The organism is Isoptericola sediminis (assembly GCF_013085345.1).
Taxonomy (GTDB): domain Bacteria; phylum Actinomycetota; class Actinomycetes; order Actinomycetales; family Cellulomonadaceae; genus Isoptericola; species Isoptericola sediminis.
This window is the reverse complement of sequence record NZ_JABFAJ010000018.1, coordinates 112,987-131,350: the sequence shown is the minus strand read 5'-3', so window position 1 is coordinate 131,350 and position 18,364 is coordinate 112,987. Positions and strand designations below refer to the sequence as shown.

Below are 18,364 nucleotides of genomic sequence, written 5' to 3'. Positions count from 1 at the left end.
GTCACGGCCGGCGACGAAGGCGTGCCGAGACGGCGGTCGGCACGGCGCTGCGCGCTGCTGCCCAGACGTGCCGTGGCCACGACCACGGCGCGGTCGTGGCCGGCGGCAGCGCGCCCCGGCGGGACAGGTCGCCGAGCACCGCGACCGCGGCGGGCAGGTCGTCACGCGTGTGGAGGTAGCCGTCCGCGCACCAGGCCGGGTCCGGGACGGGACCGCCATCGCGCAGCGTGTCCGCGATCTCGTCCAGGCGTCGCAGGCATCCGGAGCCGGCGAAGGCCTCGTTGAGCTGGTCGGGACCCACCCCGAAGTCCTGGACCAGCACGGTGGGCAGACCGCGGGCGAGTGACTCCAGCGCCGCGGTCGAGCTCACGGTCACCAGGGCGGTCCCCGGCCCGAGATGGTCGGAAAGCGCGCCGACGGCGAAGTCCAGGTCGCCGGGCGAGCGTCCGAGCCGGCCGTGCTCGGCGTCCCACAGCACGTCCAGCGGGAACGGCTCGTTGTGCGTCTGCCGCTCCCCGCCCCGCCCTCGCAGCTTCACGACCACCCGGTACCCGTCGTCCGTCAGCGTCGCCAGACCGTCGAGCAGGCGCAGCCGCTCCGCGCGGGTCGCGGGAACCTTCGCCTGCGCGGCGAACACCACGCGGCGCGGTGCGACGGGCGGGTCCGGCCGGTCGGTCCCGGCCCGCGGCATGAACGGCAGGCGGGACAGCACGAGGCGAGGACCGACACCGTGAGCGGCGAAGGCCTCGGCGTAGGGGGCCACTTCCTGCGGGCCGTGCACGACGAAGGCGTCGGCCCACCGGCGCCACCCGGTGCCGTGCGGGGTGGCCGGCAGGGCCATCCCGGGCAGCCCCGTCACCAGCGCGGGTCGACCGCCGCGCCGGGTGGCGCGCACGACCTGGCGTGCGACGAGCTCGGCGACGGGACCCGTGGCCGCTACGAGCACGACGTCCGGTCGCGTGTCGGCCACGAGACGGCCGACCCCCCAGGGCCCGAGGACGCGGGGGTCCGGGATCGCCGTGCCGACGGTCGCGGCGTGCCGCTGAACTGCGCTGGGTGCCAGAGGAGAGCGCACGACGACCACCTCGGCGCCCGGCGCATTCGCCGGATCCGCGAGCCGGAGACCGGCCAGGGTCCACGCCGCCCACTTCAGGTAGGAGTCCGAGTCGGCCACCGCCAGCACGCGGGGGACGCTCATGACACCCGGACGCGGGCCGGTGACGGGCGCCGCGACGGGGTGGCTGCCCGGGCGAGCAGGGCCGCGCGGCGGAGGTGGTCGCGCAGCGCCGGGGTCGCATGCGGTGTCCACCAGGAGTCGGGGACGTCGTGCGTGGTGACCCGGACACCGCGGGGGCCGAGCAGCCGCGTCAGCGTCACCGCCGACGTCGACGGCAGCGAGACGACCTGCTGGTCGGGGTCCAGGCCGCGCAGACGCAGCTCCACCGGGGCGCCGGGCGCGTCGACCCGGACGCCGGGAAGCGTCTCGACAGCGGCGGTCACGAGCGGGTGATGACGCCGGTGCGGCACGTACCGCACCGGACCGTCGGCGGCGAGCCCGCGGAGCCAGGTGAGGTAGTGGTCGGGGTGCACCAGTCGGTCTGCCACGAGCGCGGACCCGACCACGACCGTCGGTTCGGCGCCGGCGGCGCCCGGACCGGTGGGGGTGTGGGACGCCAACCACTCGAAGGAGTGCTCGACCACCTCCACGCCGAGCCGGGACAGCGCCGCACGGCGGGCGTCGCCCAGCGGCAGCATCGTGCAGAGGGTGAGCCCACCCCGAGCGGCCTGTCGTCGCAGCCGTCGGGTGGTCATCGCGCCCAGGACTCGCCGGACGGGGTGGCGCGGGGCGGAGAGCCGGACGAGTGGCCGGCCCGACACGAGCCGGTCGACGACGTCGAGGGTGCCCAGGCCGTCGTCGACCACCACCTGTCGCAAGGGAGTGCCCGTCGACAGTGCCGCCTGGTACGTGCCGGAGAAGGGGTCGCCGCACACCCAGGGCTCCTCCGGAGCCAGTGCCCGGCGCGCGGGCCCGACCTGCACGTCCACCCCGTCGGGCAGGCCGAGCTCGCGAAGCGCCGCCACGGTGTCGGGCATCGTGGGCACCCCCTGGCGAGCCGTGATGCGCAGGCGCCCCTCGGTGTGGCCGGCGGCGTGCGCCTCGACGGCGCAGAGCAGTTGCAGCGGGGACTCGACCAGTGCGCTCACGCGGTCAGCGTCGCAGCGCCGGACGACCTCGAGACGGCGTGGGGATGGCGCCCGGATGAACGGTGCTCGACATCGGACAGCATGTCCGACCTGGTTCGGAACGCCTCACGCCCTGTAGGTACGATCGGACCGTCGGATTCCCTGAGAGACAGGTTCGCACCGTATCGTGACCCCCGTGAAGACCGCGACCTCGGGTACGCAGGGCGCACAACGTCCATCATCGCCGGAAGCACCCGCTCCCGTCGTGCCGGCGACCTCGTCCGCCGAGCGGCGGGCAGAGGCGGAGAAGTACGGCCTGACGAAGATGGGCGTCCGCCCGCCGTTGTGGACCTACATCAAGGACGTGGCCCGGCGAGGACCGTTCATCCGGGTGCTCGGCACGTCCACCGCGTACGCCCGCAACCAGAACACCTACCTCGGCCAGCTGTGGGCGGTGCTCAACCCGATCCTCAATGCTTCGGTCTACGTGCTGATCTTCGGCATGCTGCTCAACGTGAGCCGTGGTGTCGACAACACCATCGCCTTCATCGTCATCGGCGTCTTCCTCTTCCGGTTCGTGGAGCAGTCGGTCAACGGCGGGGCGCAGTCGATCGCCAAGCGGTCCAACCTGATCCGCTCCCTGCACTTCCCGCGTGCGGTGCTGCCGCTGTCGAACGTCATGTCCCATCTGACGACGCTCGTGCCGTCGCTGGTGGTCATGTGCCTGATCGTCCTGGGGTCCGGACTGCTGCCCGGCTACGACCCCGTGCCTCTGACGTGGGAGTGGTTGCTGCTGGTCCCGGCCGTCGGTCTGCTCTGGGTCTTCAACATGGGGATCGCGTTCATCATGGCGCGGCTGGTCGCGATCACGCCCGACCTGGACAACGTCATCAGCTTCGTCCTGCGTCTCACGATGTACGCCTCCGGTGTCATCTTCCCCGTGGTGCGGTACGTCAACGAGCTGCCCCAGTGGATGCAGGGCTGGACGACCACGATCCTCGAGTACCAGCCGGTCGCGGTGTATCTCTACCTGGCCCGGGCGTCGCTGATGAACGAGGACGCGTTCCTGCAGGACCCGTTCAAGTGGTGGCTCGGCATCATCTGGGCCGTGGTGTTCTTCGTCGCCGGATTCATCATCTTCTGGCGCGGTGAGGAGAGGTACGGACGTGACTGACGACGTGTCCGAGGCGGACGCCCACCTCGACTTCGACATGGAGGACGAGGCCGACGACGCCGGTGAGCACGCTGAGGCGATCCCGCTCGGTGATCCGTGCCTGGTCGTCGACGACCTGCACATCGTCTTCCGGGTGTTCGGCGGCAAGACGGCCGAGAGCGCCCGCGCGCAGGGGATCCACGTCCAGGACGCCGAGCCGCCCCGGCGCAGCCTCGTCAAGCGGTTGCTCGGCGCCGGCCGCCAGCACGTCGGGGCCGTCTCCGAGGTCCATGCGGTCCGCGGCGTGTCCTTCATGGCGCGGCACGGGGAATCGATCGGGATCGTCGGCATCAACGGCTCGGGCAAGTCGACGCTGTTGCGGGCGATCACCGGCCTCATCCCCCCGCACTCCGGGTCGGTGTACGTGGACGGCGAACCGGCGCTCCTGGGGGTCAACGCCGCGCTCATGCCGCAGATGACCGGGGCGAAGAACATCGAGATCGGTGGCCTGGCCCTCGGCATGACACCCAAGCAGGTGGACGAGAGGTTCGACGAGGTCGTCGAGTTCGCGGACATCGGCGACTTCGTGGACATGCCCATGAAGACCTACTCCTCCGGGATGGCGGCGCGGCTCCGCTTCGCGATCAGCTCGGCGGCCATCCCCGACATCCTCATGGTCGACGAAGCGCTGGCCACCGGTGACGCCGCGTTCAAGGCGCGTTCCAAGGCACGCATCGCCGAGGTCCGACAGCAGGCAGGAACGGTCTTCCTGGTGAGCCACTCGATCTCCACGATCGAGGCGATGTGCACCCGGGTGCTGTGGATGCACCAGGGCCAGCTCGTGATGGACGGACCTGTCGAGGAGGTCACGGCGGCCTATCGCGAGTTCGTCCGGGCGCACCGGCAGGCCCGCTCCGGCGGACAGGCCGGGGGGCGACGCCGGAAGCGCAACGGAGGGGGCGGCAGCCAGGGCTCGGGCGGCAGGGCTCGGCGGCAGGACAAGGCGCGGGCGCCCGACGCCTGACCGTCGCCCGGGCTCAGAGCAGGTTCTTCACCTGCGCCACGGCGGCCTCCACCGAGGTGACCGACGTGTCGACGACGAGGTCGGCGTCGGTCGGCTCCTCGTACGGTGACGAGATCCCGGTGAACTCGGGGATCTCCCCGGCACGGGCCTTGGCGTAGAGGCCCTTGCGGTCCCGCGCCTCGCAGACCTCCAGCGGTGTGGAGACGTGCACGAGGACGAACCGGCCGGCGGCCTGGGCCATCTCCCGCACCCGGGCCCGCCCGGACGCGAACGGGGCGATCGGTGCCGCGATCGCGACACCCCCGTGGTACGCGACCAGCGAGGCCACGTAGCCGATGCGCTCGACGTTGAGCTCGCGCGACGCCTTGTCGAACCCGAGACCCTTGGACAGGTGCTGTCGCACGGCGTCGCCGTCGAGGAGCGTCGTGTGGCGCCCCTCGTCGTCGAGCTCGGCCGCCAGCGCCTGGGCGACGGTGGACTTGCCGGAACCGGACAGGCCGGTGAAGAACACGACCGTGCCCTCGGACCGGGCACCGCGCGCGGCGTGCTCCACCTCCCGGGCGACCGCGTCGGGGTACAGGGTCCCGACCTCCCTCGACCACAGCGTGCTCAGACGTGCCACCCGCTCGGCCGTCGGGGGAGTCCGGTGGTCGGCCAGGCGCTCCACGCGGTCCGCGCCGTGGTGGGTGGCGACGTCGTCCCAGCGCAGTCCGGCGCCGTCGGCCCAGGGCACGACGACGGTCCGGACCGGCCCGTCGAACGCGGCGGCGACGGCGTCGCCCACCACGGTGCCGACGCGCGCGAGGCCGGGCGCGCCGAGGTGACCGGGCTCCGGGTGCCGCCGGGACGCGGGCACCAGCACCAGCACGGCGGCGGCCCCGGCGACGAGACCGTCGAGGGCGTCCAGCTCGTCCCGTGTCGGGGCGGCGTCGACCAGGAGGGCCAGCACGTCACCGACGGGCCCGACCTCGCGGCGGATCTCGTGGGCGACGTCGTGGGCGCCGCGGCGCACCGCCGGGTCCCAGTGCGGCCCCGCGGCGCGGGCGATCGGCTTGAGCGCGGTCGCGTGGCCGTCCTCCCCGACGACGGCCAGCGGCGTGTTCTCCGCGTCGGTGAGCGTCACGGGTCCCTGCACCGGGCGGTCGAGCAGGGTCAGCGTGTCCGTCCCGCCACCGAGGTGGAGCTCGAGCAGGTCGAGCTCGACCGGGCTGAGGACGTAGGTCGTCTCCGGTGTGTTCATGGGCGTTCGGTGTCGTCCTTCGTCGTCGAGACCGACGCCCGGTCCGGCGTCGGCGGGGTACGTGGTGGGTGGTGGGCCAGCCGGTCCCTGATCAGGACCCAGGCGATGTTCCCCCCGACCAGCGCGACCGCGGCGGCACCCAGCACGACGGCGAGCGGTGCGCCCAGCAGCTTCAGCCCGGAGGCGAGCAGGAGGACGGCGAGCGCGCGTCGGATGAGGCCGCCCGGGGCCCGGCTGGAGACGTGGGCGCCGGCCCACGCGCCGGGGACGGCGCCGATCAGCAGCGAGGTGGTCAGGTCCAGCGAGAAGTCCCCGTACATCAGGTGGCCGAGCGCGGCCGCGGCGACCAGCGGCACGGCCTGCACGAGATCGGTGCCGACCAGGTTGGAGGCCTTGAGCGCGGGGTAGAGCATCAGCAGCGCCACGATGACGATCGACCCCGACCCGACCGACGTCATGCCCACGAGCAGACCGGCGACCGCCCCCAGGGCGACCGTGGGGACCGGGCGGACCACCACCCCGGCGTTGGTCGGACGGACGGGCCCCTCCCCGAGGGCGCGCTGGTGCTGCACCATGCCGATCGTCGCGCGCACGACGAGCATCGTCGCCGCGAGCAGGAGGGCGACGCCGAGCACGAGGCGCAGGGCCTCGTCGAGGGAGTCGCCGAAGGGGAGCGCACGGATCAGGAAGACGCCGCCGAAGGCCGCCGGGACCGACCCGACGCAGAGCCAGCCGACGAGCCGCAGGTTCGCCGTCCGGCGCCGGAGGTGGACGACGGCCCCCGCCGGCTTCATGAAGAGGCTCGCGACGATGTCGCTCGAGACGGCGACCAGGGGGTCCACCCGGAACACGAAGATCAGCATGGGGGTCATGAGCGCCCCGCCACCCATGCCCGTCAGACCGACCACGAAGCCGACGACGAGGCCGCCGAGCGCGAGGGCGGGATCGACGTCGATCACCGGTGCGGCCCCTCCGTGCTCCGGGCGGGCGGCGGGTCCGTCGGCGCCGTCCCGCGCGCCGCCCCGGCGGACCGGGGCAGGACGGGCCCCGCACGGCGGATCGAGGCGTGGCCAGACATGGCCGCAATGGTAGCCTCGGCCGAGTCCTTGGCCCCTCGCGTGCCAAGCCCCGAGACACGAGGAGCTCGATGACCACGCCATCACCGGCGCTTCCTGACCCGACGACGGGCGACGGCGAACTGGCCGCCGCTCTGGCCGAGAAGGCGGGACGCGTGCTGCTCTCGCTGCGCGCCGACGTCGACGCCGCCGGGGGCGAGTTCGACCCCCGGGAGCTGAAGAACGCCGGCGACGCGGCCGCCCAGAGCTGGCTGGCCGCCGCCCTGACGCACGCCCGCCCGGAGGACGCGGTCCTGTCCGAGGAGGCGAAGGACGGCGCGGCTCGGCTGGACGCCGACCGGGTCTGGATCATCGACCCGCTGGACGGCACCCGTGAGTTCGCCGAGCGCACCGAGGACGGCTCGTGGCGTGACGACTTCGCCGTGCACGTCGCCCTCTGGGTGCGCGGCCAGGAAGACGCCACCGCTGGTCCGGGAGGTCTCGCGGCGGCCGCCGTCGCGCTGCCGGCTCGTCAGGTCGTGCACACGACGGTGACGCCGTCGTCCGCCGCGGACCTCGACGAGTCGGTGCGCGCCGTGCTGGCCGGTGACCGCCCGCTCCGCATCGCCGCCAGCCGCTCCCGGCCCCCGCAGTTCGTCGCCGACCTCGCCCGGCGCGGCGACGTCGAGCTGGTGCCGATGGGCTCGGCCGGCGTCAAGGTGGTCTCCGCCGTCGACGGCACGGTCGATGCCTACGTCCACGGTGGTGGACAATACGAGTGGGACTCGGCGGCGCCCGTCGGTGTCGCGCTGGCCGCCGGCCACACGGCGACCCGGCTCGACGGCTCCCCGCTCGAGTACAACCGCCAGGACCCCTGGCTCCCCGATCTGTTCGTCTGCCACCCGGCCCTGACCGCGCACCTGCGTGCGGCGCTGCAGGAGGTCGGCGTGGCGATCAAGGAAGGTGCCCAGTCGTGACGTCCCACGTCCTGAGCCAGCTCCGCAGCCTCGAAGCGGAGAGCATCCACGTCTTCCGGGAGGTGGCGGCGGAGATGCAGCGTCCCGTCCTGCTGTTCTCCGGCGGCAAGGACTCCATCGTGATGCTGCACATGGCGGCGAAGGCCTTCGCCCCGGCGCGCATCCCGTTCCCGATCATGCACGTCGACACCGGTCTGAACTTCCAGACCGTGCTCGACTGCCGTGACCGCTGGGTGGAGAACCTCGGGGTCCAGCTCGTCGTCGCCTCCGTGCAGGACGCGATCGATCGCGGCCTGGTCCAGGAGGAGCCGAACGGTTCGCGCAACCGCATCCAGACGCCGGTGCTCCTGGAGGCCGTCGAGAAGCACGGTTTCGACGCCGCGTTCGGCGGTGGCCGGCGTGACGAGGAGAAGGCCCGTGCCAAGGAGCGCGTCTTCTCGTTCCGCGACGACTTCGGTCAGTGGGACCCGAAGAACCAGCGCCCCGAGATCTGGAGCCTGTACAACGGCCGGGTCCACCAGGGCGAGTCGATCCGGGTCTTCCCTCTGTCCAACTGGACCGAGCTGGACATCTGGTCCTACATCGCGGCCGAGCAGATCGACATCCCGGACCTCTACCTCGCCCAGGAGCGCGAGGTGGTGGAGCGCGACGGCATGCTGTTCGCGGTCAACGAGTTCACGCCCCTCAAGGAGGGGGAGACCTCCGAGGTCCGGTCCGTGCGGTACCGCACGGTCGGTGACGCGAACCTGACCGCCGCCGTCGAGTCGAAGGCGACCACCCTCGAGGCCATCGTCGAGGAGGTCGCGGCCGTCCGGATCACCGAGCGCGGCGCCACGCGTGGCGACGACAAGGTGAGCGAGGCCGCGATGGAGGACCGCAAGCGAGAGGGCTACTTCTAAGCCATGACCACGACCGAGAACACCACCGCCGAGGCTCTGACCGACGGCTCCATCGACCTGCTGCGGTTCGCGACGGCCGGGTCCGTCGACGACGGCAAGTCGACCCTCATCGGCCGCCTGCTGTTCGACTCGAAGACGATCTTCGAGGACCAGCTGGACTCGGTGGAGCAGGTCTCGAAGGACCGCGGCAACGACTACACCGACCTCGCGCTCCTCACCGACGGCCTGCGCGCCGAGCGGGAGCAGGGCATCACGATCGACGTCGCGTACCGCTACTTCGCGACGCCGAAGCGCAAGTTCATCATCGCCGACACCCCGGGGCACATCCAGTACACCCGGAACATGGTCACGGGCGCCTCGACCGCCGACGTCGCGCTGATCCTCGTCGACGCGCGCAAGGGCGTCATCGAGCAGTCGCGCCGACACACGTTCCTGGCGACGCTGCTCGGCGTGCCGCACATCGTGGTCTGCGTGAACAAGATGGACCTCGTCGACTACGACGAGGAGGTGTTCGAGAACATCCGCCGAGACTTCACGGAGTTCGCGTCCCGCCTGCGTGTCCCGGACCTGACGTTCATCCCGATCTCCGCGCTGGAGGGCGACAACGTCGTCAACCGCTCGGAGAACACCCCCTGGTACGACGGGCCGGCGCTGCTCAGCCACCTCGAGCGGCTGCACGTCGCCTCCGACCGCAACCTCATGGACGTCCGGTTCCCCGTCCAGTACGTGATCCGGCCGCAGTCGCACGACGCCCGTGACTACCGCGGGTACGCGGGCACGGTCGCGTCCGGCGTCATGAAGCCCGGTGACAAGGTCGTCGCACTGCCGGCCGGCCTCGAGACGACCATCGAGGCGATCGACACCGCCGACGGTCCGGTCGAGGAGGCCTACCCCCCGATGGCCGTGACCGTCCGCCTGGCGGACGAGATCGACATCTCCCGTGGGGACATGATCGCGCGACCGAACAACACGCCGGCGGCGCTGCAGAACATCGACGCGCAGATCTGCTGGATGGACTCCGAGTCGTCGCTGGTCAAGGGCAAGAAGTACGCGATCAAGCACACCACGCGGTGGGCGCGGGCGATGGTCAAGGACATCAACTACCGCGTCGACGTCAACACGCTGCACCGGGACGAGGAGGCGACCGAGATCAAGCTCAACGAGATCGGCCGCATCCAGCTCCGGGTGACGCAGCCCCTGTTCGTCGACCCGTACCAGCAGAACCCCCAGACGGGGTCGTTCATCCTCGTGGACGAGTCGACCAACCGGACCGTGGCGGCCGGCATGATCGGCGGGCTGCCGCACTCGTCCTGATCGGTCCGGGGGTCGGCCCGCGCGGGGCCGGCCCCCTCGTTCATGCTTGGAGATGAGAATGACCGGTGGTCCGACCTCGGCTGAGGCAGCCACGTTGCGCAACACCTGGGTGTTTCCCGACCAGAAGATCCTGTACACGCAGTTGCCCAAGAACGCCTGCAGCAGCATCAAGTGGATGCTGGCCGAGGTCAGCGGGCAGGACCCCCAGGGGTTTCGTCGAGCCCTGAGCGACGAGCAGAGCCGCAGGATGCTCGTCCACAACCGGCGGTTGTGGAAGGGGGTGGGCCGGCTCTCGGAGATGTCGCCGGAGAGCCGGGCCGAGATCTCGCAGGCCAACGGCTGGTTCGTCTTCGCGGTCGTCCGCGATCCCCGGCTGCGGGCCTGGTCCGCGTGGCAGTCGAAGTTCCTCGTCGGTGACCCCGTCTACGTCCACCGCAAGTTCGCCGACGCGCCGTGGTTGCCGCGAGTGCCGAAGGACGCCGGCGACGTCCTGGACGACTGGCGGCGGTTCGTCGACGCCCTCGCGGCCGGTGACGGTCCCGTGCGTGACGGCCACTTCCGGTCGCAGGCCGACCGGCTCAGCGAGAACCAGATCCCGTACGACCGGATCTACGAGATGCGTGAGCTGTCACGAATGCTCGAGGACCTCGGCGCGCATCTGGAACGGCGCGGTCAACCCCACGACCTCGCCATGCCGCGCGAGAACGACACGCCCCTGGCGGCCGGGCGCGAGGTCTTCGACGACGGTGTGCTCGAGCAGCTCGAGACGATCTACGCGGGAGACTTTGCACGGTTCGGCCACCTGTGGGACCTGGGTCCGACCCTGGCCAAGGAGATCTCCTGGGACCGCGCGGCCATGACGGACATCGGGCAGCGGGTCGCGCACAACGAGCGGATCGCCGACCTGTTCTCCATCGGACGGCGTGAGCGCTCCAGGCGCCGCGACCTGGAGGACGCCCTGGCGGACAGGGTCGCCGTGGGCGACGCCCCGGCGAAGGACCTCGTGAACGAGCTCGGGCGCCGGGTCCGTGGCCGGGTGCGGGGCGTCGTCGGACGCGGTCGGGCCTGACCAGGAGATTCGACAGAGGGGCGGGTACGGACGACGGCCGCGTGGCCGTCGCACCGTGCAGCGTGCCCGCCGGACCCGCCTAGCGCCCGGACGCGTAGCCCTGTGCGCCGCGCGGGTTGGCGGCGGCACCGAGCAGGCCGTCGGCCGGGTCCCGGGTCACCGCGGACAGCCGGCCCAGCGACCACGGCCCCGCCTCGGTGAGCACGTGGCCGCGCCGTGCGAGCCCGTCGATCACGTCGGCGCCGAGCCGCGACTCGACGACGGCGCCGCCCGGTGTCCAGGCGCGGGGCCAGAACGAGTCGGCCATCGAGGTGGTGTGCAGCGTCGGGGCGTCGATCGCCTCCTGCGGGGTGTACCCGCCCACCAGCACGCGCAGCAGGAACGGCAGCTGCCACTGGTCCTGCTGGTCGCCGCCCGGCGTGCCGCAGGCCATGACCGGCAGGCCGCCGTCGAGCACGAGGGTGGGCGACAGCGTCGTGCGCGGCCGCACGCCGGGGGCGAGCCGGGACGGCGAGGACTCGTCCAGCCAGGTCATCTGCAGCCGGGTGCCGAGGCAGAAGCCGAGCGCCGGGATCGTGGGGGAGGACTGCAGCCAGCCCCCGGAGGGGGTGGCGCTGATCATGTTGCCCCACCGGTCGACGACGTCGAGGTGGCAGGTGTCGCCGCGGGTGGTGCCGTTGACCTGGACGGTCGGTTCGCCGGTGCCCGAGGCGGCGGCGTCGGCCGTGCGCAGCGGCGGGAGCGGGGGAGCGGTGCGGCCCGGGACGCTGCCCGGCCGCAGCTCGTGCGAGGCCCGGTCGCCGACGAGCGCGCGACGGTCTGCCGCGTAGGCGGCGGACAGCAGGTGGTCCAGCGGCACGTCCGTGTCGCCGTACCAGGCGTCCCGGTCGGCGATGGCCAGCTTGAGCGTCTCGAGCACCGTGTGCGCGCCGAGCTCGGTGGCCACGTCCAGCCGGTCGTCCTCGAAGCCTTCCAGCAGGCGCAGCGCCTGCAGCAGCACGGGCCCCTGGCCCCAGGCGCCCGTCTTGACGATCGTGCGGCCCCGGAACTCCGTCGTCGTGGGCTGCTCGTAGCCCGCCCACGACGACGCGAGGTCGGCCGCCGTCATCACCCCGGCGTGGTCGCGCCCGTCGGCGTGCCGGTGCGGCGTCGCGACGAACTCCTCCACGGCGGGCCCGACCAGCTCGCGCCAGGCGGTTCGGGCGGCCTCGACCCCGGCGCCCCGGGAGGGTGCGCCGTCGGCGGCGTCACCGAGCTGCTCCAGCAGCGCGGCGTAGGCGGGGTTCGTGACCGTCTCGCCGGGGCGTGGCGGCCGGCCGTCCGGCATCCACCGCGCCGCCGACGTCGGCCAGTGCTCGGCGAAGAGTCCGCTGACCCGTTCGACGGTCGCGGCCACGGCCGGCAGCACGGGGTGGCCGTCGCGGGCGTAGCCGACGGCGTAGGCCAGCACGTCGCGCACGGTCCAGGTGCCGTGATCGCGCAGCAGCACGAGCCAGGCGTCGACCGCGGCCGGGACGGCGGCGGCCAGGGCGCCGGAGCCGGGGACGAGGTCGAGTCCCTCGGTGTCGCGGTAGTGGTCGATCGTCGCGCCCGCCGGTGCCGGGCCCTGCCCCATGAGGACGCGGGGGTCGTCGGGTTCGTCGGCGGTGCTGAACAGGCCGACGAGGTCGCCGCCGGGTCCGTTGAGGTGCGGCTCGACGACGTGCAGGACGAACGCCGCCGCGCAGGCGGCGTCGAAGGCGTTGCCGTCCCGCTCCAGCACCGACTGGGCGCTCGCGGTGGCCAGCCAGTGCGTGGAGGCGGCCATCCCGAACGTGCCCTGCAGGTCGGGCCGGGTGGTCGAGGCGGGTGGTGGGGTGAAGGTCATGCGGTCTCCCGTCCGCGAAGGTGTCCGACGACGGTCACGGCCAGCGCGATCACTGCGCTGACGGCGACGCCGAGGGCGAGGTGGATCTGCAGCAGCGCGGCGCCGACACCGGCGCCGGCCCCGAGCAGGACGATCGCCGCGACCCGGCGGCCGACGTGACGTCCGTGGCCCCCGACGAGTCGCGAGTCCATGGCCAGCCCGGTGATGGCACTGGTGACCACGACGGTGGTGATCTCCTTGACCGCGAGGTGTCGGGCCGCGGCGGCCTGGAGACCCATCGCGCCCGCCAGCATCCCGGTGACCGTGAGCTGGACGCCGTGCGGCATGTCGGTGCCGTGGACGCCGAGCAGCACGGTCAGGGCGACGAGAACCGCGCCGACCGCGCCGAAGCAGGCCGTCGTGCGTCCGGACCACCCGACGTCGTCGGCGCGCAGCACCAGGCCGCCGAGCCCGGCGCCCGCGAGGAAGGTGACGAACGCCAGCAGCGGGCCGACGACGGGGAGGTCGTCGGCCCCGGCGACGCCCATGCCGAGGATGACCACGTTCCCCGTCATGTTGCCGGTGAAGACGCGGTCCAGGCCGAGGAAGCCGACGGCGTCCGCGATCCCCGTGGAGAACGTCAGGGCGAGCATGAGGCCGAGGTGGAGGCGGTCGCGGGGCACGCCGCCACCCTAGGCCCGACGCGGACACGTCGTGCACACGGCCGCCCGGATCATCGTGAGACCGCTCACCGGTCAAAGGGCGCCCATGTTTCCGATATGTCTTGCCCCGAGGCGCGCCAGATCACATCTCGATAACAAATTGGTACACATCGTGATAAAGATCATCGGCCCGCTCCAGGGGTCCCCGCCGGTCCCCGCGAGATATCGCTTAGTGTGATGGGTAGTGCGTGAGTGTCGACTCGTGACCGACCGGCCCGACGAGCCGGTGGTCGCAGCCTGCACGGGCCTGGCCCCGGCCGAGTCCGACGACCAGTAAATGCCCCCTGACCAGGGAGAATTGTGCCAGCCATCGAGGCAAGTGGCCTGACAAAGATCTTCGGGCGCCGACCGCAACGCGGCGTCCGGATGCTGAAAGAAGGCGCGGACCGCGATCAGCTCCGCAAGGAGGGACTGACCGCCGCGGTCATCGACGCCACCTTCGACGTGAAGCCCGGCGAGATCTTCGTCGTCATGGGTCTGTCCGGTTCCGGTAAGTCGACGTTGATCCGCATGGTCAACGGCCTGCTCGAGCCGACCGACGGCGTCATCACGATCGACGGGCAGGACGTCACCCACCTGTCCAAGAACGGCCTGCGCGACGTGCGTCGCAGCAAGGTGTCGATGGTGTTCCAGCACTTCGCCCTGCTGCCGCACCGCACCGTCGGCGAGAACGCCGCCTACCCGCTGACGCTGCGCGGCGTCAGCAAGGCCGAGCGCGAGGCCAAGGCCGAGGAGGCCCTGAGCATGGTGGGCCTGGGTGGCTGGGGCGGTTCCATGCCCGGCCAGCTCTCGGGCGGCATGCGCCAGCGCGTCGGCCTGGCGCGCGCCCTCGCGGCCGGCACGGACGTCATGCTGATGGACGAGGCGTTCAGCGCCCTGGACCCGCTGATCCGCAAGGAGATGCAGGACCAGCTGCTCGAGCTGCAGGCCGAGCTGGGCAAGACGATCCTGTTCATCACCCACGACCTCAACGAGGCGATGCGTCTCGGCGACCGCATCGCGATGATGCGCGACGGCCGGGTCGTCCAGATCGGCACCTCCGAGGAGATCCTCAACGAGCCGGCCAACGACTACGTGGCCCAGTTCGTCGCGGACGTGGACCGCAGCCGCGTGCTCAGCGCCGGCGCGGTGATGGAGCGTCCCGTCGCCGTCGTGGGCACCGAGTCCGGCCCGAAGGCTGCCCACAAGCTGATGCGCGAGCACCAGACCTCCTCGCTGCTCGTGACCGGCCGCGACCGGCGCGTGCAGGGGATCGTGTGGGAGGACGACGTCGCGGAGGCGGTCCGGGCCGGGAGCGACCGGTTGCCCCTCGGTGACACGGAGGTGGCCGAGGTCGGCACCGACACGCCGCTGGCCGAGCTGTTCCACCACGCCGCGGCCAGCAAGGCCCCGCTGGCCGTCGTCGACGAGAACCGCCGCCTGCAGGGCATCATCCCGCGGGTGACGCTGCTCAGCGCGCTGTCCGGACCCACCACCGACGACCTCGACGAGTCCGTCGAGCGCGAGGGCGACGGCCCCGCCGACGGTGAGCCCGTTCTCGACCCGGCAGGAGCGAAGTGATGACCCCGATGTCCGCCGTCCCCAACATCCCGGTCGGCAACGCCGTCGAGGACGGGATCGACTGGATCACCGACAACTTCGGCGGGGTGCTGGACGGGATCAGCACCTTCTTGTTCACCTTCGTCGACACGATCACCGAGCTCCTGCTCTCGTGGCCGCCGCTGGTGGGGGTCGCGATCTTCACCGTGCTGGCGCTGCTGGTGCGGTCGTGGGGCCTGGCGGTCTTCACCCTGCTCGGCACCCTGCTCATCGTGAGCATGGACATGTGGGAGCCGGCCATGGAGACGCTCGCCCTGGTGCTGGTGGCCACCACGATCGCCGTGGTCATCGCCGTGCCGGTGGGCATCCTGGCCGCCCGCAGCGACAGCGTGAGCACGGTGGTCAAGCCGATCCTCGACTTCATGCAGACGATGCCGGCGTTCGTCTACCTCGTGCCGGTCGTCATCTTCTTCGGCATCGGCGTGGCGGCCGGCGTGTTCGCCACGATCGTCTTCGCCCTGCCCCCGGGCGTCCGGCTCACCGAGCTCGGCATCCGCGGGGTGGACTCCGAGACCGTCGAGGCCGGCGAGGCCTTCGGCGGCACGCCCTGGCAGATCCTGCGCGGGATCCAGCTCCCGCTGGGCCTGCCCACGATCATGGCCGGTGTCAACCAGGTCATCATGCTGGCCCTGTCGATGGCCGTCGTGGCCGGCCTGGTCGGCGCCGGTGGCCTCGGCCAGCAGGTCGTGTCCTCGATCTCCCGCATCGACGTCGCCCTCGGCTTCGAGGCCGGTCTGTCGGTCGTGATCCTGGCGATCTTCCTCGACCGGGTGACCGGTGCGATCGGCCAGCCCACGGGGCGTTCGCTGGTGTCCATGGTGCGCAAGCGCCGGGCCGCCCCCGCCACGGTCTGATCCCTCACCCCCAGAACCCCTGCACGTCCTGCCCGGGCAGGACAGTCCCGCCCGGGACGCACACGTCACGGGACACCGTCCCTGACCGGGGACCTCGTCCCCCGACACGGAAGGAACTCATCACATGAGCACCCATCGCAAGCATCTTCGCCACGGCGTCGCCTTCGCCTCCGTCGCGGCGCTCGGCCTGACCCTGGCCGCCTGCAGCTCCGACGACGGCAGCGGCTCCGGCGAGGAGTCCTCCGCCGAGGGCGGCGACAAGGGCACCATCACGCTGGGCTACATCCCGGCCTGGACCGACGGTCTGAGCACCGCCTACCTGCTCGACGCGAAGCTGACCGAGGCCGGCTACACCGTCGAGCACCAGGAGATCAGCGAGGCCGGTGTGCTGTACACCGCCCTGGCCGACGGCGACGTCGACATCTACCCGTCGGCCTGGCCCGAGGTCACCCACGCGGACTACATGGAGCAGTACGAGGGTTCCATCGAGGACCTCTCGACGTACTACGACAACGCGAAGCTGACCTTCGCCGTGCCGGAGTACACGGACATCGACTCGATCGACGAGCTCGCGGACAACGCGGACATGTTCGACAGCACCATCGTGGGCATCGAGCCCGGTGCCGGCCTGACCCGCGTGACCAAGGAGTCGGTCATCCCGACCTACGGTCTGGACGAGGCCGGCTACACCCTGCAGGAGTCCTCCACCACGGCGATGCTCACGGAGCTGGAGCAGGCCACGGAGAACGAGGAGGACATCGTCGTCACGCTGTGGCGGCCGTTCTGGGCGAACTCCGCCTACCCGGTCAAGGACCTCGAGGACCCGGAGGGTGCGCTCGGCGACTCCGAGGGCCTGCACTTCCTCGCCACCGAAGGGTTCTCCGACGAGTACCCCGAGGTCGCTGACTGGATCGGCGGCATGACGCTGGACGACGAGCAGTTCGGCACGCTCGAGAACTCCGTCGTCAACGACAACCCGGACGACCCGGCCGCCGGTGTCGAGGCCTGGCTCGAGGAGAACGGGGACGCCGTCGGTTCGATCGACAGCTGACGCCTCCACGTCACCGCCCGACGACGTCGGGCACCGCAGCGCCCGTCCCGGTCCGCCGGGGCGGGCGCTGCGTCGTGCGGGCACCTCTCAGCGCAGCATCGCGTGCAGCGGCGCCGTCCCGGCCGTCGTGCCGGCGACCACGCGACCGTGGTCGTGCGCCGCGCCCCCGGACAGCGTGGGACGTCCATCGTCCGGCAGGGCCGGGGGAGCGAGCGGAGCCGCGTCCTGCAGGCGCTCGGTGACCGCACGGCGCAGGGGCCGGGAGGACGGCTGCTCGACCCCGTGATGGATCGCGGCGGCCAGCAGCAGCGAGACGCCGACGGCGGCGGCGAGGGTCGGCCACGTGCCGACGCCGGCCGTGCTCAGCCACTCGGTGACGGCCCACCCGAACTGCGTGTGCACCAGGTACAGGGGGTACGTCAGCGCGCCGGCGGTGACGCACGCCGACGCCGCGCCACGGTGGCGCACGGTGGCGCGCGGATGGGTGGCGGCGGCGACGAGGGCGATGCCGGCCAGGAGGACGCCGACGGAGACCACGGGGTCCACCTCGACGCCCTGCAGCTCGGTGGCGAGCCCGGCGGCGTGCACCACCCGCTCCGCCCCGGCGACGACGAGGACGGCGAGGGCCGCGCCGACCGCCCGGGTCGACGGGGCACGTCGTCCGACGGAGGGCTCCTCGCCGCGGCTGGTCAGGTCCCGCCAGAGCACGAACAGCAGCATCCCGATGCCGAAGTAGACGGCGTGCCGGGCGGACAGGAGCTCGGCCAGCCAGGGGTAGCCCAGACCGCTGATCACCATGCCGACGGCGGGCCAGCCGAGGGCCAGCACGACCGCCCGGCCGCGGGTCAGGGGACCGACGGCGAGCGCGACGCCGATGAGCAGGTAGAACTTCAGCTCGACCAGCAGCGTCCAGTAGACGACCTGGGAGGGTTCGGCGCCGAAGAGGTCGGGCGCCATGGTCGCGTTCGCGAGGGTCTCGGCCGCGCTCAGGTGACGGCCGCCGTCCCAGAGGCTCTGCAGCGCGGCGGTGGCGGCCACGCAGGCCCAGAACGCCGGGTAGAGGCGACCGACGCGGGAGCCGGTGAACTGGGCGAGCGTCCGTCCCTGGACGCTCCACAGGATCGCGAAGCCGCTGATGACGAAGAACGCCTCGACGGCGAGCCAGCCGTACCGGGTGACCTCGTTGACGCCCGCGAAGAGGACGGAGACGTCGACGCCCCAGTACCGGTCCGCCGTCGGTGTCGCGGTGAAGTGGTAGAGCACCACGGCCAGTGCCGCTCCGAAGCGCAGCACGTCCAGGAGGTGCATGCGCGGTGCCGTGTGGGTGCTCGAGACCATCCCCGGGACTCTAGGTCACGTTTGGGTAACAATCCAGCG

17 protein-coding genes are annotated in these 18,364 nt (G+C 72.1%); 9 read left to right on the top strand and 8 right to left on the bottom strand.

What is annotated here, in order from left to right; all coding sequences use genetic code 11:
- Position 1: 1 nt before the first annotated feature.
- On the bottom strand, positions 2 to 1,198 hold the full coding sequence (locus HLI28_RS10130) for a DUF6716 putative glycosyltransferase (protein WP_171247390.1): 1,197 nt from the start codon (positions 1,196 to 1,198) through the stop codon (positions 2 to 4).
- The gene (locus HLI28_RS10125) at positions 1,195 to 2,205 is read right to left on the bottom strand and encodes a hypothetical protein (RefSeq protein WP_171247389.1); all 1,011 of its coding nucleotides are present in this window, start codon (positions 2,203 to 2,205) and stop codon (positions 1,195 to 1,197) included. Before HLI28_RS10125 ends, HLI28_RS10130 begins: the two co-directional genes overlap by 4 nt.
- A gap of 244 nt (positions 2,206 to 2,449) precedes the next feature.
- Here HLI28_RS10125 and HLI28_RS10120 point away from each other — a divergent pair, with 244 nt between their 5' ends.
- A complete protein-coding gene (locus HLI28_RS10120; RefSeq protein ID WP_343035780.1) occupies positions 2,450 to 3,358 on the top strand; it encodes an ABC transporter permease in 909 nt (302 codons plus the stop codon).
- Positions 3,351 to 4,361, top strand: coding sequence for an ABC transporter ATP-binding protein (locus HLI28_RS10115; RefSeq protein WP_425483390.1), 1,011 nt, complete (start codon positions 3,351 to 3,353; stop codon positions 4,359 to 4,361). Before HLI28_RS10120 ends, HLI28_RS10115 begins: the two co-directional genes overlap by 8 nt.
- A 13-nt stretch (positions 4,362 to 4,374) precedes the next feature.
- On the opposite strand, the gene cysC is transcribed toward HLI28_RS10115, so the two are convergent.
- The 3 genes from cysC to HLI28_RS15780 are packed head-to-tail and all read right to left on the bottom strand — an operon-like array spanning position 4,375 to position 6,679.
- The gene (gene cysC / locus HLI28_RS10110) at positions 4,375 to 5,601 is read right to left on the bottom strand and encodes an adenylyl-sulfate kinase (protein WP_171247388.1); all 1,227 of its coding nucleotides are present in this window, start codon (positions 5,599 to 5,601) and stop codon (positions 4,375 to 4,377) included.
- Positions 5,598 to 6,560 carry a sulfite exporter TauE/SafE family protein gene (locus HLI28_RS10105; RefSeq protein ID WP_343035779.1) on the bottom strand — a complete coding sequence of 321 codons (963 nt, stop codon included), beginning with the start codon at positions 6,558 to 6,560 and terminating at the stop codon, positions 5,598 to 5,600. The genes cysC and HLI28_RS10105 overlap by 4 nt, the downstream gene beginning before the upstream one ends.
- Positions 6,557 to 6,679: a hypothetical protein gene (locus HLI28_RS15780; protein WP_281357636.1), complete on the bottom strand. Its 123-nt coding sequence runs from the start codon at positions 6,677 to 6,679 to the stop codon at positions 6,557 to 6,559. Before HLI28_RS15780 ends, HLI28_RS10105 begins: the two co-directional genes overlap by 4 nt.
- 69 nt (positions 6,680 to 6,748) lie before the next feature.
- Here HLI28_RS15780 and HLI28_RS10100 point away from each other — a divergent pair, with 69 nt between their 5' ends.
- The 4 genes from HLI28_RS10100 to HLI28_RS10085 all read left to right on the top strand — a co-directional run bounded on the left by HLI28_RS10100 (position 6,749) and on the right by HLI28_RS10085 (position 10,915).
- Positions 6,749 to 7,633 carry an inositol monophosphatase family protein gene (locus HLI28_RS10100; protein ID WP_171247386.1) on the top strand — a complete coding sequence of 295 codons (885 nt, stop codon included), beginning with the start codon at positions 6,749 to 6,751 and terminating at the stop codon, positions 7,631 to 7,633.
- Complete coding sequence (gene cysD / locus HLI28_RS10095; protein ID WP_171247385.1) at positions 7,630 to 8,532, top strand: sulfate adenylyltransferase subunit CysD; 903 nt, start codon at positions 7,630 to 7,632, stop codon at positions 8,530 to 8,532. Before HLI28_RS10100 ends, cysD begins: the two co-directional genes overlap by 4 nt.
- A 3-nt stretch (positions 8,533 to 8,535) precedes the next feature.
- Entirely contained in the window at positions 8,536 to 9,846 is a 1,311-nt protein-coding gene (cysN, locus tag HLI28_RS10090; RefSeq protein ID WP_171247384.1) for a sulfate adenylyltransferase subunit CysN, read from the top strand.
- Positions 9,847 to 9,940: 94 nt separating this feature from the next.
- Complete coding sequence (locus tag HLI28_RS10085; protein WP_171247383.1) at positions 9,941 to 10,915, top strand: sulfotransferase family 2 domain-containing protein; 975 nt, start codon at positions 9,941 to 9,943, stop codon at positions 10,913 to 10,915.
- A 79-nt stretch (positions 10,916 to 10,994) separates the two neighbouring features.
- On the opposite strand, the gene HLI28_RS10080 is transcribed toward HLI28_RS10085, so the two are convergent.
- A complete protein-coding gene (locus HLI28_RS10080; protein WP_171247382.1) occupies positions 10,995 to 12,782 on the bottom strand; it encodes a gamma-glutamyltransferase family protein in 1,788 nt (595 codons plus the stop codon).
- Positions 12,779 to 13,444 carry a YoaK family protein gene (locus HLI28_RS10075; protein ID WP_343035778.1) on the bottom strand — a complete coding sequence of 222 codons (666 nt, stop codon included), beginning with the start codon at positions 13,442 to 13,444 and terminating at the stop codon, positions 12,779 to 12,781. The genes HLI28_RS10080 and HLI28_RS10075 overlap by 4 nt, the downstream gene beginning before the upstream one ends.
- 405 nt (positions 13,445 to 13,849) lie before the next feature.
- On the opposite strand from HLI28_RS10075, the gene HLI28_RS10070 reads away from it, so the two are divergent.
- The 3 genes from HLI28_RS10070 (at position 13,850) to HLI28_RS10060 (ending at position 16,987) form a co-directional block, all read left to right on the top strand.
- Positions 13,850 to 15,043, top strand: coding sequence for a quaternary amine ABC transporter ATP-binding protein (locus tag HLI28_RS10070; protein ID WP_171247381.1), 1,194 nt, complete (start codon positions 13,850 to 13,852; stop codon positions 15,041 to 15,043).
- On the top strand, positions 15,043 to 15,936 hold the full coding sequence (locus HLI28_RS10065; RefSeq protein ID WP_171247380.1) for an ABC transporter permease: 894 nt from the start codon (positions 15,043 to 15,045) through the stop codon (positions 15,934 to 15,936). Before HLI28_RS10070 ends, HLI28_RS10065 begins: the two co-directional genes overlap by 1 nt.
- 124 nt (positions 15,937 to 16,060) lie before the next feature.
- Positions 16,061 to 16,987: a glycine betaine ABC transporter substrate-binding protein gene (locus tag HLI28_RS10060; protein ID WP_171247379.1), complete on the top strand. Its 927-nt coding sequence runs from the start codon at positions 16,061 to 16,063 to the stop codon at positions 16,985 to 16,987.
- Between the two features lie 87 nt (positions 16,988 to 17,074).
- On the opposite strand, the gene HLI28_RS10055 is transcribed toward HLI28_RS10060, so the two are convergent.
- The gene (locus HLI28_RS10055) at positions 17,075 to 18,325 is read right to left on the bottom strand and encodes an acyltransferase family protein (RefSeq protein WP_171247378.1); all 1,251 of its coding nucleotides are present in this window, start codon (positions 18,323 to 18,325) and stop codon (positions 17,075 to 17,077) included.
- Between the last annotated feature and the right edge of the window lie 39 nt (positions 18,326 to 18,364).